The organism is Arthrobacter sp. KBS0703, assembly GCF_002008315.2.
Taxonomy (GTDB): Bacteria; Actinomycetota; Actinomycetes; order Actinomycetales; family Micrococcaceae; genus Arthrobacter.
The window spans coordinates 75,003-89,733 of record NZ_MVDG02000001.1; the positions used below are offsets into that span (position 1 = coordinate 75,003).

Below are 14,731 nucleotides of genomic sequence, written 5' to 3' on the forward strand. Positions count from 1 at the left end.
ATTCGGCATGCCTAACTCTCTGTTTCGGTGTGCCAAAGTTGTCCACCGAACTATCGCCCGCCGGCGCGCGACGACGCGCGCCGTGTCCAGCCAGTCCGTTGCCCGCAGCGCCGCGGCCGCCCGCGGGACGGGAGCCGCCGCCGTCGTGCTTCTCAGCCTGGCCCTGGCCGCCTGCGGCGGGAGCACCTCCGGCCGGGGCGACGACGGCCGCCCGGTGGTGCTGTCTCTTATACACATCTAGATGTGTATAAGAGACAGGTGCTGGCGGACGTTGCCCAGAACGTGGCTGGCGACAAGCTGCGGGTGGAGTCCATCACCAAGGCCGGCGCGGAAATCCACGGGTACGAACCCACCCCGGGTGACATCCGGAAAGCATCGCAGGCGGACCTGATCCTGGACAACGGGCTCAACCTCGAGGCGTGGTTCGCGCAGTTCGTGGAGGGCGTGGACGTCCGGCATGCCGTGGTGAGCGACGGCGTGGACGCGATGCCCATCAGCGAGGACTCCTACAAGGGCAAGCCGAACCCGCATGCGTGGATGTCGCCGGTCAACGTGCAGATCTACGTGGACAACATGGTGAAGGCCTTCTCCGAGCTGGATCCCCAGAACGCCAAGGTCTTTGAATCGAACGGCAAGGCCTACAAGGCGAAGCTGCAGGCTGTGCAGGACGAGATGAAGGCCAAACTGGCAGCAGTTCCGAAGAACCAGCGGGCCCTGGTGACCTGCGAGGGCGCATTCTCCTACCTGACGCGGGACGCTGGCCTGGAAGAGGTGTACATCTGGGCGGTCAATGCGGAGCAGCAGGCAACGCCGCAGCAGATCACTGACGCCATCGGCTTCGTCCGGAAGAACGAGGTCCCGGCCGTCTTCTGCGAATCAACCGTGTCCGACGCACCCATGAGGCAGGTGGTGGAGGCCACCGGCGCCAAGTTCGGCGGCGTGCTTTATGTGGACTCGCTCTCCGAATCGGACGGGCCGGTGCCAACGTACCTTGACCTCATCCGGCACGACTCCCAGCTGATCACCACCGCACTGGCAGGGGCGGCATCGTGAGCGCCTCCGCCACGCCGCAGCCGGCCACGGCTGAGCCTGCCGCGCCGCAGCCCGCCATCCTGGTGGAAAACGTCACGGTGCACTACGGCGAGGTGCTCGCCCTCGACGGCGCCTCCCTGAGCCTGGAGCCCGCCCGGATCTGCGGGCTGGTCGGCATGAACGGCTCGGGAAAGTCAACGCTGTTCAAGGCCATCATGGGCATGATCAAGCCCGACGCCGGCCGCGTGCTCATCAACGGTTCTCCGCCGGCCAAGGCCCGCAAGGAAGGCGGCATCGGCTACGTTCCGCAGAGCGAGGACGTGGACTGGCAGTTCCCGCTGTCCGTCCGGGACGTGGTGATGATGGGCCGCTACGGGCACCAGGGATTCACACGGCGTCCGTCGAAGGCGGACCGCGCCGCCGTCGAGCTTGCCCTTGACCGGGTGGAACTCTCCGAGTTCGCGAACCGGCAGATCGGCCAGCTGTCCGGCGGACAGAAGAAGCGTGCCTTCGTTGCCCGGGGCATCGCCCAGGGCGCCACCATGATGCTCCTTGACGAACCGTTCGCCGGCGTGGACAAGCGCTCGGAAGCCACCATCACACGCCTGCTGCGCGAGCTCGCGGCGGACGGCTGCACCATCCTGATCTCCACGCACGACCTCCACGCCCTGCCGCAACTGTGCGACGAGGCCGTGCTGCTCATGCGCAAGGTGCTCATGCACGGAGCGCCCGAGGTGGTGCTGCAGCCGGAGAACCTGGCCATGGCATTCGGCCTGGATGTCCTCAACCGGGCGCTTCCGGATGAGGACCTCCCGGATCAGGACGCTCCGGATGCTTCCGGCGCGGGCCGCCAGGCGCAGGATCTCTCGAACCAACAGGGCAGGAACTGACCATGGACCTCTTCGACCTCCTGCTGGAACCGCTGAGCTATGACTTCATGGTCCGCGCCATCCTCACCACCGCGCTCGCCGCCATTGTCTGCGCGGTGCTGAGCTGCTGGCTGGTGCTCATCGGCTGGTCGCTCATGGGCGACGCCGTCTCCCATGCAGTGCTTCCCGGCGTCGTGCTTGCCTACATCGTGGGCGCGCCCTTCGCGCTGGGTGCCCTGGTGTTTGCCCTGATCGCGGTGACCCTCATCGGGGTGGTCCGGAACACCAGCCGGGTCAAGGAGGACGCGGCCATCGGCATCGTCTTCTCGTCGCTGTTCGCCCTCGGCCTGGTGCTGATCTCCGTCACGCCGAGCCAGACCGACCTCAACCACATCATCTTCGGGAACCTGCTGGGCGTCAGCATCCCGGACCTCATCCAGGTCCTCGTGCTGGGAGTCGTGGCGTTCGCCATTTTGATCCTGAAGCGGCGGGACCTCACCCTGTACGCCTTCGATCCCACGCACGCCCACGCCATCGGGCTGTCCCCGAAACGACTCGGCGCGCTGCTGCTGGGACTGCTGGCGCTGACGTCGGTGGTGGCACTGCAGACGGTAGGCGTGGTCCTGGTGGTTGCCATGCTCATCATTCCGGGCGCCACCGCGTACCTGCTGACGGACCGGTTTTCGCGCATGCTGGTGATCGCTCCGGTGATTTCGGCGACGTGCTCCATCGCCGGGATCTACTTCAGCTATTACCTGGACACGGCGTCCGGCGCCATGGTGGTGCTCACGCAGGGTGCCGTGTTCGCCGTCGTCTATCTGTTCAGTCCGCGGCAGGGACTGATCGGCACCCGGCTGGCAAAGGCCCGCCGGCGGAAGGCTGCTGCGCTCGCCGTCTGAGCCGCGCTCGCGGTTTGAGGCGAGGGCCGACGGCGGTGCGCGCCTTGACGCTATCGCCGCCGCCGGGCAGGCTTGACGCATGAAGTCCTAATTAGCGGCGCCGGCCCTGGCCGCGCTGCATCCCGTCGACCGGGCCCCGTGGAGTACCCCCGTGATTCACTTCCCTGCGGGACAGGCTCCGGGGCCGCCCTTCGGATTGCGAGGACTTTCCATGACTGAACCCACCGCCCGTACTGAACAGCTGCTCCTTTCCGGCGTCGCCCACGGTTACGGGGACCGCCAACTCTTTGCCGGCGTCGAGCTGGTGATAGCACCCGGCGAACATGTGGCGATCGTCGGCGAAAACGGCGCGGGCAAGTCCACCCTGTTGAGGATCCTGGCCGGCCATGAGGCGCCGGACTCGGGGACGGCCGTCCGCCAGGGCCGGGTGGGATACCTTGCCCAGACCTCCGGCCTGCCGGCGGGGTTGACCGTTGCCGACGCCATCGACGACGCCCTGCGCGCCCTGCGCGGCATGGAAGCCGAACTGGAACGGCTGGAGGCGGGACTGGCCACGGCTGAAGCACAAGAACTTGAGGCGTACGGGAGCCTGCAGACGCAGTACCAGCTGCGCGAGGGCTATGCCGCGGAATCGCGGGTGGAGGCGGCGCTGGACCGGCTGGGCCTGGGCGGCGTGGAGCGGGGCCGGACGCTGGGGTCGCTGTCCGGCGGGGAGCAGGAGCGGGTTGCGCTGGCGTGCCTGCTGGCTGACCCGGCGGACATCCTGCTCCTGGACGAGCCCACCAACCACCTCGACGCCAGCGGCACGGCCTGGCTGGAGAACCGCCTCGCCGCGCACCGCGGAACCGTGGTGGTGGTCTCACACGACCGCGTGCTGCTGAGGAGGGTCGCGTCCACCGTGATTGAAGTGGATGCCGAACGCCGCACCGTGAACCGCTACGGCAACGGCTACGACGGCTACCTGAAGGAGAAGCGGGCCGAACGCCAGCGCTGGGTGCAGCAGTACCACGGGTGGATCGACGCGATGGCCGCGGAGCAGCGGCAGGCCGAAACGGTCTCCTCGAAGATGGGCTACGCCCGCCAGCGCGACGGCGACAAGATGGGTTTCGACTTCAAGGCTGGGACGTGGGAGCGCGCTGCCACGAGCAAAATCCGCAACGCCCAGGAACGCCTCCGCCGCCTGGAAGCCAACCCGGTGGAGCGGCCGCCGGAGCGGCTGAAGCTGGATGCCGGGCTGGAGGAAGTTCCGGGCTCCGGCCCGGGCGCCGACGGCACGTTGTCTGGCGGTTGGGTGCCCGACGGTGGGACGGCCGGCGGCGGGACGGCCGGTGATGGGGCGGCCGGTGGTGGAACTGCCGATGGTGACGCGTCCAACCTGGTGCTGAGGGCGCGCAGAGCCCGGCTGCCGGGCCGGCTGGACCTGTCCGAATTCCGCGTGGACCGGGGGCAGAAGATCCTGATCACGGGCCCCAACGGTGCGGGGAAATCCACCCTGCTTTCGCTGCTGGCCGGCACGCTGGAGACTCCTGTGGGCGAGGTGGAGCGCCGGGGACGGATCGGCTATCTCCAGCAGGAGCTCGAGCCGCCGCGTTTTCCGGCACTGCGCCTGCTTCCGGCATTTGCCGCCGGGCTGGGCGGAAACATTGACGACCACGCCGAGGCGCTGCTGCGCCTGGGGCTCTTCCGTGCCAGCGAGTTCCACGTGCCGGTGGGCGGGCTGTCCGCCGGGCAGCAGCGGAGGCTGGCGCTGGCCAGGTTGCTGCTCGGCCACAACGACGTCATGCTGCTCGATGAACCCACCAACCACCTGGCGCCAGTGCTCGTGGAGGAGCTTGAGACCGCGCTCGCGGGCTTCGGCGGAACGCTGGTGATGGTCAGCCACGACCGCGCCCTGCGCCAGTGGTTCAGTGACTGCGCCGGCCGCTCCGGGGACCGGCCGGCTGAGCGGGGCGGGGGAGATCATCCCGCAGGATTGACCGCGGCACCTCCCCGCGGCACGTGGCTGAGGTACACCATGGAGGGCGGCATACTCGAACCGGCACCCGTGTCCGCCTAGCGCGCCTTCCGGAAAAAGCTGACGCCCGGTGCCGGCGGCTTGCGGCCGCCGGCACCGGGCGTCAGAGTGTGCCTGACTACTTCGTGCGGAAACTACTTCGTGCGGGAACTACGTATCGGAGGACGACCGTCCTATCGGGGACGGCCGTCTTGTCGGCGGACAACCGTCCGGTTTACCGGAAGAGGTCGTTGTAGGTTCCCATGATGATGCGGTCGCCAGGTGTCGACTTCCTGATGTAGTCAACAACCGCCCAGTCGTCCAGCGAGATGCATCCCGCCGTCGGGACCTTGTTCATGTGCAGGAAGATGGCGAAGCCGGCGTCCTGGACAATGTTGGGGCGGTTGTAGTTGACCACCACGCCCTGGCGGTAGTCATGGGTGGCGCGGGTGGCGAAGTACCACATGTTCTCGTCCCAGCCCACCCACGAGGAGGACTCGAAGTACTTGTTGTACGTCGCGGTCCAGGGGTTTCCGCCCCAGCGGGAGCGGGGGCTCAGCGTGCGGTAGGCAAGCTTCGTACCCGGGTTGCCCAAGCCGAAGGCCTCGGTGACCGAGTAGGACCCGGTGGGGGAATACAGGTTGCGGGTTGGCCCGGATGCGACGCCCGGCGCCTTAAACCCGGACGCGCCCACGTAGCCGTCGGTCTTCCAGTCCGGGACGTACGTGCCTGCGATCCGGACGCAGTAGACGTTGGTGGCCCGGGACATCCCGTAGCCCTGCGTGAACGTGAGGAGGACCCGGTTGGCACCGTACGTGGAGTACTTGGTCCGCCCGTTGTTGAGCTTCTGGCACTCGGTCATCCCGTACGTCCGGGTGCCCGCCGGCATCCAGCTGATGAAGCCGCGCTGGAACGACTGGATGCATTGCCCGGGCGAGCACTTCTCGTTAGCCGTGGGGTAGCCGAGTGTTCCGCCGGCACCCCCGCTGGCAGCGAACCTGCTGCCGATTCCGCCCCGGACAATCCAGGCGCTGGTGGTGGGCGACCAGTGAATTGTGCCGCCCTGGAAGCGCTGGAGGCAGCCGCTGTCCGGCTGGCCGCAGGCCTCGTTGGCGAGCGGGTACCCGAGGGAACTGCGGTTTGCCCCGGCGGCGGCGTAGCGGCTGCCGATGCCGGCCCGGGTGATCCACGCTCCCGCGGCCGGGGACCAGTAGATGAGTCCGCGCTGGAATTTCTGGCTGCAGCCTCCGGCGGCCTGGCCGCAGAGTTCGCCGGCGGTGGGGTAGCCCAGGACGCCGTTCTGAGCGGCGGTTGCGCGCCACCGTCCGGCGATGCCGCCGCGGACCGCCTGTGCTCCGGTCAGCGGCGACCAGAAGATGGCGCCGCGGTCGAAGGCCTGCGAACAGCCTCCGCCCTTGAGCCCGCAGATTTCGGCAGCGAGCGGGAGGCCGAGCACGGTTTCGGCGCCTGACGCGGCCCAGCGGCTGCCGATGCCGGTCCTGGTGGAGAGATTCAGGAACTGCGTGCCGGTCCAGACCAGCACTTTTCCGCTGGAGAACTTCTGCAGGGACTTGCTGCCGATGACTGTTTCATCGGTGACCGGGTACCCGAACGTTGGAAGTGCCCCGGCCGCATGCCATCGCGGGCCGGTGCGTCCGGAGGCCGTGAAGACGGGGTGGGCGCCGGTCGTGGAGGACCAGTAGATCGAGCCGGCCGTGAACGCCTGGACGCAAAGGCCCGCCGAGCACTGCTCGTTGGCTGTCGGCGCACCGAGAGCGCCGCCCTCGCCGCCCAGGGCGAGCCACTTGGAACCGATGCCGCCGCGCGTGACGAACTCTGGTGCCGGGTCAGGTGCGGGCGCGGGGTCGGGTGCGGGCGCCGGGTCAGTGGTTGGATCGGCCAGTTGAGTGGCCGGCACTCCGCCTGTTCCGGACGTCTCGGCCGGGGTATCGGGCTGCGGGGTGGCTTCTGCCGTTGCGGGCAGGCTGCCCGTATCCGTGGCCGGCCCTGTATCCGGGCTCTGCGCCGGCGGCGTGGACGGCGGGGCGTCGTCGGCGAGGGCGGGCGAAGGCGCAAAGGATCCGGCCGCGAAGCTCAGGAGCAGGGCAGCCGCAAGTAATGTTTTTTTCACGAAGCGTCCTCCACCGAGACAACCGGTTCACACGTGCCTTGTTGGCCCGCGGTTTTCGCAAAGTTCTCGGCTGACACGTCCGCAGACTTTCCTGGCTGGACGGTTTCCGTGATGAGGGCGTGGCCCTGGACGGCAGCGCCGACGGTCACCGCGACCGCCACCGAGTACGTCTTGGCTTTGTCCGACTTGTTGACCAGTGTGGCCTTGAACGTCCAGGACCCGTCCGGGCCCGCCGTGCAGGTGTGTTTCTCCAGGGCGTCGATCGCATTGAGCGATGTGGAGACGTCCGTGGGCAGGGATGGTGCGGTGGTAGCCGGCAGTGACTCGGCCGGCGTCTGAGACTCCGCCGTCGAGGTTGTTGCCGTTGGTGAAGGTGCCGATTGGCTTGCGCTCGGTTCGGCAGGGCCGGAGCCGCCGCCTGAACACCCCGCAACTGCTAGCAGCAGTGCTGCGGGCAGTAGTGCTCTCTTTCTCATAGTCCCCCCTGAGGAATGGCGCGAGTGCCATGTGCCCGCGCGAGCGGCGCGGACGCAGGGCCGAAACGTGTCCCGGCCCATGGTGCTCAGGGTAGCGGTAATTAGTGACATTCTGGAGGATTTTATCCATTCGAATTAGGAGCCGGCCGCCCCGGTCCAGGATGCTGCGCAGGCCGGAAATGTTGCCCGCGTCACGGGGCACTCCGGAAATCTTGTAAGATGGATGAGCCGCGCGAACCTTCGACGCTTCGCGAGTTTTTGCACACATACGGCCCTCATAAGGGGTTGGAACGCGAATTATCTGTGCAAATACTCCAGGTTCCGGAACCGGCATTGCCCCTACGGCATCCCCCCGACCTACAAGGAACAGCTGTGCCTCAAAGTACCCCCACCGAACTTAAGAGCCCGACGGCACCATCCATCGCCGTCGACTCGACCCTCAGCGCCGAGGGCTATAAGAAGACCCTGAGCGGCCGCCACGTCACGATGATCTCGATGGGCGGCGCCATCGGCGTCGGCCTGTTCATGGGGGCCGGCGGACGCCTGGCCTCCACGGGCCCGGCGCTGATCTTCTCCTACGCCATTGCCGGTGTGATCGCCTACCTGCTGATGCGGGCACTGGGCGAGCTCATCATGTACCGCCAGACCTCGGGCTCCTTCGTCAGCTACGCCGGCGAAATGTTCGGCAAGAAGGGCGCCTTCCTGTCCGGCTGGATGTACTTCATCAACTGGGGCATGACCGGGATCGCGGAACTGATCGCGATCGGCCTGTACTTCCAGTTCTTCTTCCCCAACGTGCCGGTGGAAGCCTCCGCGATTGCGGCCCTCGCGCTGCTCGTGGCGGTGAACCTGCTCAGCGTCAAGGCGTTCGGCGAGTTTGAATTCTGGGCGTCCTGCCTCAAGGTCGGCGCCATCCTGATCTTCCTGGCCGTCGGCACCTTCATGGTGGTCACCAACGCCAAGGTCGGCGCCGGCCACGCCTCAGTCGCCAACCTCTTTGCCGACGACGGCGGGATGTTCCCCAAGGGCGCCCTGGTGATGGTCCTCGTGCTCAACGCCGTGATCTTCGCCTACAACGGCATCGAACTCGTCGGCATCACCGCCGGCGAGATGGAAAATGCCAAGCGCGAAGTGCCCAAGGCGATCCGCGCCGTCGTCCTGCGCATTGTGGTGTTCTACGTAGGGTCCGTGCTTCTCCTGGCCATGCTGCTGCCCTCCGACCAGTACAAGGCCGGCGTGTCCCCGTTCGTCACCGTGTTCGGCCAGATGGGCCTCGGCTGGGTGGGCGATGTGATGAACATGATCGTCATCACCGCCGCGCTGTCCTCCTGCAACTCGGGCCTGTACTCGATCGGCCGCGTCTTCCGCACCATGGCCAACAACGGGCATGCCCCGCAGTGGCTCACCAGGATGTCCAAGCGCCACGTGCCGTACGCGGCCATCCTCGCCATCGCGGCCTTCTACCTCGTGGGCATCCTGCTGAACATCTGGCTGGGCGGCTCGCACGCGTTCGACCTCGCGCTGAACACCGCGTCCATCGGCGTGATCTTCACCTGGGGCGCCATCTTCGCGAGCCAAATCGCACTGCGCCACCAGAAGGGCAAGGTTTCCAGCCTCCCGATGCCCGGCTCGCCGTGGACCAGCTGGGCCGGACTCGTCGCGCTGTTGGCCATCGCTGTGCTGATCGGCTTCGACACCATGACCAGCAAGACCGGCGAGGTCTTCCACCTGGGCCTCTGGACCCTGGCCACCATCCCGTTCTTCGCCGTTGTGCTGTGGCTGGGCTGGCAGAAGGTCAAGAACAACCAGCCCAAGAGCGAGCTCTTCAGCTAGCCTTTCCACCCACGCAGTCCGACTCAAAGTCGTTCGACGGCGGGCCCTCCTTTCGGGAGGTGCCCGCCGTCGTCGTTCTTCCCGATGTCAGGTCTTCAGGTGTTTGGCGAAGTGTTCCTCGATCCGGCGCCACGCCTCCGGGGCGGACTGCGGATCCGGTCCGATGCCGAGCACGCGCGTCAGCGGGCGCAGCGGGCGCGGCCCCTCTTCCTCATCGTTCAGGAAGGAATGTCCCGCGGCGGGGAATTCCTGCACGTCATGCTCGACCCCCAGCGCGTCCAGGGCGGCTTCGAGCCTGGCGGCGGCACCCTGCAGCGTCCGGTCCTTGCCGCCGTAGTTGGCCACCACCGGGCAGGCGCCCTGCAGTGCTGAACCCAGGTCGCGGGGGAGGCGGCCGTAGTTGACCGAGGCGGCGTCAAAGCCGTCATTGGCGGCCAGCAGGGCGAATCCGCCGCCCATGCAGAACCCGATGACGCCCGTCTTGCCCGTGCTGAGGTCAGAGTCGCGCAGCCAGGTCCGCGCCGTGGCCAGGTCAGTGAAGACGCGGCCTTCGCCGGTGATCATGGACCTCATGGCGCCCACGAGGCAGCGCCGCGGGCCGCCGTCGCTGAACAGGTCCACGGCCAGGGTCAGGTAGCCGGCTTCGGCGAGCCGGTCGGCGTGGCGGCGCATCTGATCGTTGAGGCCGAAGGCCTCGTGGATCATCACGACGGCGGGAAACGGGCCGGCGCCTTCTGGTATCGCAAGGTAACCGCCCAGATTGAGCGAACCGCCGGCGGCGACGGTGGCCCGGCTCAGGTCTACGTGGGTCATGGCCACAGTCTTGCAGACGCAAACAGCGACGGCGGCCTCCCCCCAAGGAGAGTCCGCCGTCGTTGCACATGCAGGTTCGTGAGGAGCTAGTCCTTCTTGAACTCGTCCTTGACGTCTTCGCCGACCTTCTTGGCGTCGGCAACAACCTGGTCCTTCTGGCCTTCGGCCTTCAGGCGGTCATTGTCCGTGGCGTTGCCGGCGGCTTCCTTAGCCTTGCCGCCGACGCCCTCAGCCGTGTTCTGAATCTTGTCTCCGATGCCCATGGTCGGGAACCACCTTCCGTTGCCGGTTGATCTGACAAAGCCGTTTCAGCCTAACACAAAGCATGCTTACTAATTCAAGGCGGGGACCCGGCGGCCGCCTCCTGGGCTGGGCGGTGGTGGCCTCCTGGCTGGCTGGGGCGGTCGCGGGGTGGGCGGGCAGGCAGCCGGTGCGTGCTCAATGTCGGTCCCCGGCACTAGGCTCGGAACATGGATCACAGCACCAGCCTGACTCAGCACGTAAACGCAAGCCCGGAGAAGGTTTGGGCGGTGATTTCGGACATCCCGGGTTCGGCGGCCACGCTTTCGGGCGTCGAATCCATCCAGATGGTCAGCGGGGGCCCGTACGGGGAGGGCACCCGCTGGAAGGAAACCCGGTCCATGATGGGCCGCCGCGAAACGGTGGAAATGTGGGTGTCCGAGGCCGACCCGCCGCGCAGCACCACGGTCAAGGCGCTGCAGGGCGGGGCCGACTACACCTCCCGGTTCACGCTGGCGGAGCGCGACGGCGGGACCGACCTCACGCTGACCTTCGGCGCCGAGGTGCTCAAACCGACGGTGCTCAGCAGGATCATGATGGCCATGTTCAGCCGCATCGGCATGAGCATCACGCGGAAGGCACTCGCCAAGGACCTGGCCGAGATCGCAGCGAAAGCGGAGTCACTGTAGTGGCGGGCCGCGTGGCGGGGAAGCCCGCGCACGGCAAGGCCTTGAAGGTCACGCCCCCAAGGCTCGCAGCTGTCCGGCTGGAGGGGCTCCGGGATGATGACGCGCCGGACTTCCGGCGCGGAGAACGGTACGACGGCGTGCGGTACAGCAGGGCGGATGCCGACGGCCTGGAGCTGAGCGGCATTGTCTTTTCGGAGTGCGAATTTGCCGGGGTTTCCTTCAATGAGGCACAGCTGCGCGGCGCCAGCTTCCGTGACTGCGTCGTGGAGGAGGCTTACGCCCCGGTCCTCAGTGCGGCCCGGTCCACGTTGCACGACGTCGAGTTCAGCAATCCCCGCTGGGGCTCGGCTGAGCTGTATGAGAGCGGCTGGCAGTCCGTGAAGATCGACGGCGGGAAGCTGGACTATGTCAACCTGCGCGGCGCCCGCCTGGCGGACGTCCTGATCAGCGACTGCATCATCAACGAGCTGGACCTTGGTTCGGTCACCGCTGCCCGCGTATCGCTGAAGAACTGCACCATCGGAAGCCTGGACCTGAGCGGAGCCAAGCTGAAGGACTTCGATCTCCGCGGCACGGATTTCCGGACCATCAGCGGCCTCGGCAGCCTGGCCGGCGTGGTGATCGACGACTACCAGCTCGGCCTCATCGCCCCGCTCCTGGCGGCTCATATGGGAATGGTGGTGGCGTAGCCCCGGGGCGTCTGTAACAGGGGGCCGGTTGACCGGCCCGGCTGGCCGTGTAATCTTTATAGAACGAACGGTCGGTAATTTATTCCTGTTCCGGCCCAGCTCCCTGCGAAAAGGATGTTCTCATGGTCGAGGCTTTTCTGGTTGGCGGTGCCCGCACCCCGGTAGGGCGATACGGCGGTGCGCTTTCGGCGGTCCGCCCGGATGACCTGGCCGCGCTGGTGGTCCGCGAGGCTGTGGCCCGGGGCGGAGTCGACCCGGACGCCATCGACGAAGTGATCCTCGGCAACGCCAACGGCGCCGGCGAGGAGAACCGCAACGTGGCGCGGATGGCCACCATCCTTGCCGGGCTGCCCCTCCACATCCCGGGCATTACCGTGAACCGGCTGTGCGCTTCCGGGCTGAGCGCCATCATCATGGCCAGCCAGATGATCAAGTCCGGCGCCGCGGACATCGTGGTGGCCGGCGGCGTCGAATCCATGAGCCGCGCGCCGTGGGTCCAGGAAAAGCCGCAGGCTGCCTTCGCGAAGCCGGGGGAAATCTTCGACACCTCCATCGGCTGGCGCTTCGTGAACCCGCTGTTCAAAAAGGGCGAGCTGTCGCGGGACGGCAAGATGACTTTCTCCATGCCGGAAACCGCTGAGGAAGTGGGCCGGGTGGACGGCATCTCCCGCGAGGACGCGGACGCCTTCGCCGTCCGGTCGCACGAAAAGTCCCTCGCAGCCATCGCGGCGGGGCGCTTCAGGGACGAGATCGTCCCGGTGACGGTCAAAACCCGGAAAGCCGAGACCGTGGTGGACACGGACGAGGGCCCCCGCGCCGGCACCACCATGGACGTGCTTGCCGGTCTCCGGCCGGTGGTTCCCGGCGGCTCCGTCGTCACGGCAGGCAACTCCTCCACGCTCAACGACGGCGCCTCCGCCATCATCGTGGCCTCCGAGGCAGCCATCCAAAGGCTCGGCCTCACGCCGCGGGCCCGGATCATCGACGGCGCCTCCGCCGGCTGCGAACCCGAAATCATGGGCATCGGACCGGTTCCGGCCACCCAGAAGGTGCTCAAGCGAAGCGGACTCAGCGTCGGTGACCTTGGCGCCGTCGAACTTAACGAAGCCTTCGCCACGCAGTCGCTGGCCAGCATGCGGCGGCTGGGCCTGGACCCGGACATCGTGAACAACGACGGCGGGGCCATCGCCCTGGGGCATCCGCTGGGTTCCAGCGGGTCGAGGATCGCCATCACCCTGCTGGGCCGGATGGAGCGCGAAGACGCGCGGATCGGCCTGGCCACCATGTGCATCGGCGTGGGCCAGGGCACGGCCATGCTGCTGGAGCGTGTCTGATGGCCGGCCCGGACACCGCGAACGGACACTTGAGCACCTTGGATTTCAGCACGCTGCTGGTGGAGGAGCGCGACGACCGCGTGGTGGTGCTCCTGAACCGCCCTGAAGTCCGCAACGCGATCGACCAGCAGATGGTGGACGAGCTGCACGCCGTGTGTGCCGCGCTGGAGCAGAATCCCAAGGTGCTCATCATCGCCGGAGTGGAGGGTGTGTTTGCCTCCGGCGCGGACATCGCCCAGCTCCGCGAGCGGCGCCGTGACGACGCCCTGGCCGGCATCAACTCCACGATCTTCGTCCGCATTGCCAAGCTCCCCATGCCCGTGATCGCGGCGCTGGACGGCTACTGCCTGGGCGGCGGGGCTGAGCTGGCCTATGCGGCCGACTTCAGGATCGGCACGCCGAGCGTGCGGATCGGCAATCCCGAAACCGGCCTCGGAATCCTGGCCGCCGCCGGAGCCAGCTGGCGGCTGAAGGAGCTCGTGGGGGAGCCGGTGGCCAAGGAGATTCTCCTGGCGGGACGCGTCCTGCGGGCGGAAGAGGCGCTGAGGGTCAACCTGATCACCGAGATCCACGAGGCTCCGGTGCTCATGGACGGAGCACACCAGCTCGCGGACCGCATCGCCCGGCAGGATCCGCTGGCCGTGCGGATCACCAAGTCCGTCTTCCACGCGCCCGCGGAAGCCCACCCGCTGATCGACCAGCTGGCGCAGGGCATCCTCTTCGAATCGCAGGCCAAGTTCGACCGCATGCAGGCGTTCCTGGACAAGAAAGCTTCGGGCACGAAGGCCCCGGGCAAAACCTCAGAAGCAGACAGCACAGACAGGACCAAGCCATGACCGCCATTCCCCAGCACGTCGGAGTTCTCGGCGGCGGCCGGATGGGCGCAGGCATCGCCCACGCCTTCCTTATCAAGGGCGCCAACGTGGTGGTGGTGGAGCGCGACGACGACGCTGCCGCCGGCGCCCGCACGCGTGTGGCCGAAGCCGTGGCGAAGTCCGCCGCCCGCGGCGTGCTCGAGGGGTCCGCGGACGACGTCCTGTCCCGGTTCAGCACCTCGACCGACTACACGTCCTTTGCCGGCTGCGGCCTGGTGGTGGAGGCGGTTCCGGAGGACTTCGAGCTGAAGGTCAGCGCGCTCAAGGCTGTGGAGGAGCAGCTGGGGCACGAGGCAGTCCTGGCCTCCAACACGTCTTCGCTGTCGGTGACGGATCTCGCGGCCCAGCTGCAGCGGCCCGCCAACTTCGTGGGGCTGCACTTCTTCAACCCGGTGCCGGCGTCAACCCTGATCGAAGTGGTGCTGGCCAAGGAGACGTCGCCCGCTCTGGCGAGTGCGGCGAAAGCCTGGACCGAAGCGCTGGGCAAGACCGCCGTCGTCGTCAATGATGCTCCGGGGTTTGCTTCCTCACGCCTGGGCGTGGCGATTGCGCTGGAGGCCATGCGGATGGTGGAGGAGGGCGTGGCATCCGCGGCGGACATCGATGCCGCCATGGTCCTTGGCTACAAGCACCCCACCGGCCCGCTCAGGACCACCGACATCGTGGGCCTGGATGTGCGGCTCGGCATCGCGGAATACCTGCACTCGACGCTGGGGGAGCGCTTCGCGCCGCCGCAGATCCTCAAGGACAAGGTGGCACGCGGCGAACTGGGCCGGAAGACGGGCAAGGGCTTCTTCGACTGGGCCGACTGAGCGGGTGAGTCGCATGCCGTTGAGGAAGGCTCAGCGCCCCTAGAAT

The 14,731-nt window shown here is 67.4% G+C and carries 13 protein-coding genes and 1 pseudogene; 10 read left to right on the forward strand and 4 right to left on the reverse strand.

Annotated features, from left to right (window positions below):
- Nucleotides 1-7: 7 nt before the first annotated feature.
- The 4 genes and pseudogenes from B1A87_RS00365 to B1A87_RS00380 all read left to right on the forward strand — a co-directional run bounded on the left by B1A87_RS00365 (nucleotide 8) and on the right by B1A87_RS00380 (nucleotide 4,856).
- Nucleotides 8-1,053 (forward strand): annotated as a pseudogene (locus B1A87_RS00365) (metal ABC transporter substrate-binding protein).
- Complete coding sequence (locus B1A87_RS00370; protein WP_078027582.1) at nucleotides 1,050-1,922, forward strand: metal ABC transporter ATP-binding protein; 873 nt, start codon at nucleotides 1,050-1,052, stop codon at nucleotides 1,920-1,922. The pseudogene B1A87_RS00365 and the gene B1A87_RS00370 overlap by 4 nt, the downstream one beginning before the upstream one ends.
- Before the next feature lie 2 nt (nucleotides 1,923-1,924).
- A complete protein-coding gene (locus B1A87_RS00375) occupies nucleotides 1,925-2,800 on the forward strand; it encodes a metal ABC transporter permease (protein ID WP_078027581.1) in 876 nt (291 codons plus the stop codon).
- A gap of 211 nt (nucleotides 2,801-3,011) precedes the next feature.
- Entirely contained in the window at nucleotides 3,012-4,856 is a 1,845-nt protein-coding gene (locus B1A87_RS00380) for an ABC-F family ATP-binding cassette domain-containing protein (RefSeq protein ID WP_078027580.1), read from the forward strand.
- 172 nt (nucleotides 4,857-5,028) lie between these two features.
- On the opposite strand, the gene B1A87_RS00385 is transcribed toward B1A87_RS00380, so the two are convergent.
- Nucleotides 5,029-6,924, reverse strand: a complete 1,896-nt coding sequence (locus B1A87_RS00385) for a hypothetical protein (RefSeq protein ID WP_078027579.1) — start codon at nucleotides 6,922-6,924, stop codon at nucleotides 5,029-5,031.
- The gene (locus B1A87_RS00390; protein WP_139362727.1) at nucleotides 6,921-7,400 is read right to left on the reverse strand and encodes a hypothetical protein; all 480 of its coding nucleotides are present in this window, start codon (nucleotides 7,398-7,400) and stop codon (nucleotides 6,921-6,923) included. The genes B1A87_RS00385 and B1A87_RS00390 overlap by 4 nt, the downstream gene beginning before the upstream one ends.
- Before the next feature lie 372 nt (nucleotides 7,401-7,772).
- Between B1A87_RS00390 and B1A87_RS00395 the strand changes: the two genes are divergently transcribed.
- Nucleotides 7,773-9,233, forward strand: coding sequence for an amino acid permease (locus B1A87_RS00395; protein WP_078027577.1), 1,461 nt, complete (start codon nucleotides 7,773-7,775; stop codon nucleotides 9,231-9,233).
- 87 nt (nucleotides 9,234-9,320) lie between these two features.
- Here the strand turns inward: B1A87_RS00395 and B1A87_RS00400 are convergent, their stop codons facing one another.
- Both B1A87_RS00400 and B1A87_RS00405 read right to left on the reverse strand, forming a co-directional pair.
- Nucleotides 9,321-10,046 carry a dienelactone hydrolase family protein gene (locus tag B1A87_RS00400; protein WP_078027576.1) on the reverse strand — a complete coding sequence of 242 codons (726 nt, stop codon included), beginning with the start codon at nucleotides 10,044-10,046 and terminating at the stop codon, nucleotides 9,321-9,323.
- 86 nt (nucleotides 10,047-10,132) lie between these two features.
- Nucleotides 10,133-10,309 carry a CsbD family protein gene (locus tag B1A87_RS00405; RefSeq protein ID WP_078027575.1) on the reverse strand — a complete coding sequence of 59 codons (177 nt, stop codon included), beginning with the start codon at nucleotides 10,307-10,309 and terminating at the stop codon, nucleotides 10,133-10,135.
- Nucleotides 10,310-10,516: 207 nt separating this feature from the next.
- Between B1A87_RS00405 and B1A87_RS00410 the strand changes: the two genes are divergently transcribed.
- The 5 genes from B1A87_RS00410 (at nucleotide 10,517) to B1A87_RS00430 (ending at nucleotide 14,685) form a co-directional block, all read left to right on the forward strand.
- Nucleotides 10,517-10,975 carry an SRPBCC family protein gene (locus tag B1A87_RS00410; protein ID WP_078027574.1) on the forward strand — a complete coding sequence of 153 codons (459 nt, stop codon included), beginning with the start codon at nucleotides 10,517-10,519 and terminating at the stop codon, nucleotides 10,973-10,975.
- An 11-nt stretch (nucleotides 10,976-10,986) separates the two neighbouring features.
- A complete protein-coding gene (locus tag B1A87_RS00415) occupies nucleotides 10,987-11,664 on the forward strand; it encodes a pentapeptide repeat-containing protein (RefSeq protein ID WP_260680551.1) in 678 nt (225 codons plus the stop codon).
- Nucleotides 11,665-11,786: 122 nt separating this feature from the next.
- Nucleotides 11,787-12,998: an acetyl-CoA C-acyltransferase gene (locus B1A87_RS00420; RefSeq protein WP_078027572.1), complete on the forward strand. Its 1,212-nt coding sequence runs from the start codon at nucleotides 11,787-11,789 to the stop codon at nucleotides 12,996-12,998.
- A complete protein-coding gene (locus tag B1A87_RS00425) occupies nucleotides 12,998-13,834 on the forward strand; it encodes an enoyl-CoA hydratase/isomerase family protein (RefSeq protein ID WP_078027571.1) in 837 nt (278 codons plus the stop codon). The genes B1A87_RS00420 and B1A87_RS00425 overlap by 1 nt, the downstream gene beginning before the upstream one ends.
- The gene (locus B1A87_RS00430) at nucleotides 13,831-14,685 is read left to right on the forward strand and encodes a 3-hydroxyacyl-CoA dehydrogenase family protein (protein ID WP_078027570.1); all 855 of its coding nucleotides are present in this window, start codon (nucleotides 13,831-13,833) and stop codon (nucleotides 14,683-14,685) included. The genes B1A87_RS00425 and B1A87_RS00430 overlap by 4 nt, the downstream gene beginning before the upstream one ends.
- Nucleotides 14,686-14,731: the final 46 nt, after the last annotated feature.

Coding starts and splice junctions, on each gene's coding strand:
- B1A87_RS00390 (WP_139362727.1), bottom strand. CDS start 7,400: ATGAGAAAGAGAGCACTACTGCCCGCAGCACTGCTGCTAGCAGTTGCG.
- B1A87_RS00420 (WP_078027572.1), top strand. CDS start 11,787: ATGGTCGAGGCTTTTCTGGTTGGCGGTGCCCGCACCCCGGTAGGGCGA.
- B1A87_RS00405 (WP_078027575.1), bottom strand. CDS start 10,309: ATGGGCATCGGAGACAAGATTCAGAACACGGCTGAGGGCGTCGGCGGC.
- B1A87_RS00430 (WP_078027570.1), top strand. CDS start 13,831: ATGACCGCCATTCCCCAGCACGTCGGAGTTCTCGGCGGCGGCCGGATG.
- B1A87_RS00400 (WP_078027576.1), bottom strand. CDS start 10,046: ATGACCCACGTAGACCTGAGCCGGGCCACCGTCGCCGCCGGCGGTTCG.
- B1A87_RS00410 (WP_078027574.1), top strand. CDS start 10,517: ATGGATCACAGCACCAGCCTGACTCAGCACGTAAACGCAAGCCCGGAG.
- B1A87_RS00380 (WP_078027580.1), top strand. CDS start 3,012: ATGACTGAACCCACCGCCCGTACTGAACAGCTGCTCCTTTCCGGCGTC.
- B1A87_RS00375 (WP_078027581.1), top strand. CDS start 1,925: ATGGACCTCTTCGACCTCCTGCTGGAACCGCTGAGCTATGACTTCATG.
- B1A87_RS00425 (WP_078027571.1), top strand. CDS start 12,998: ATGGCCGGCCCGGACACCGCGAACGGACACTTGAGCACCTTGGATTTC.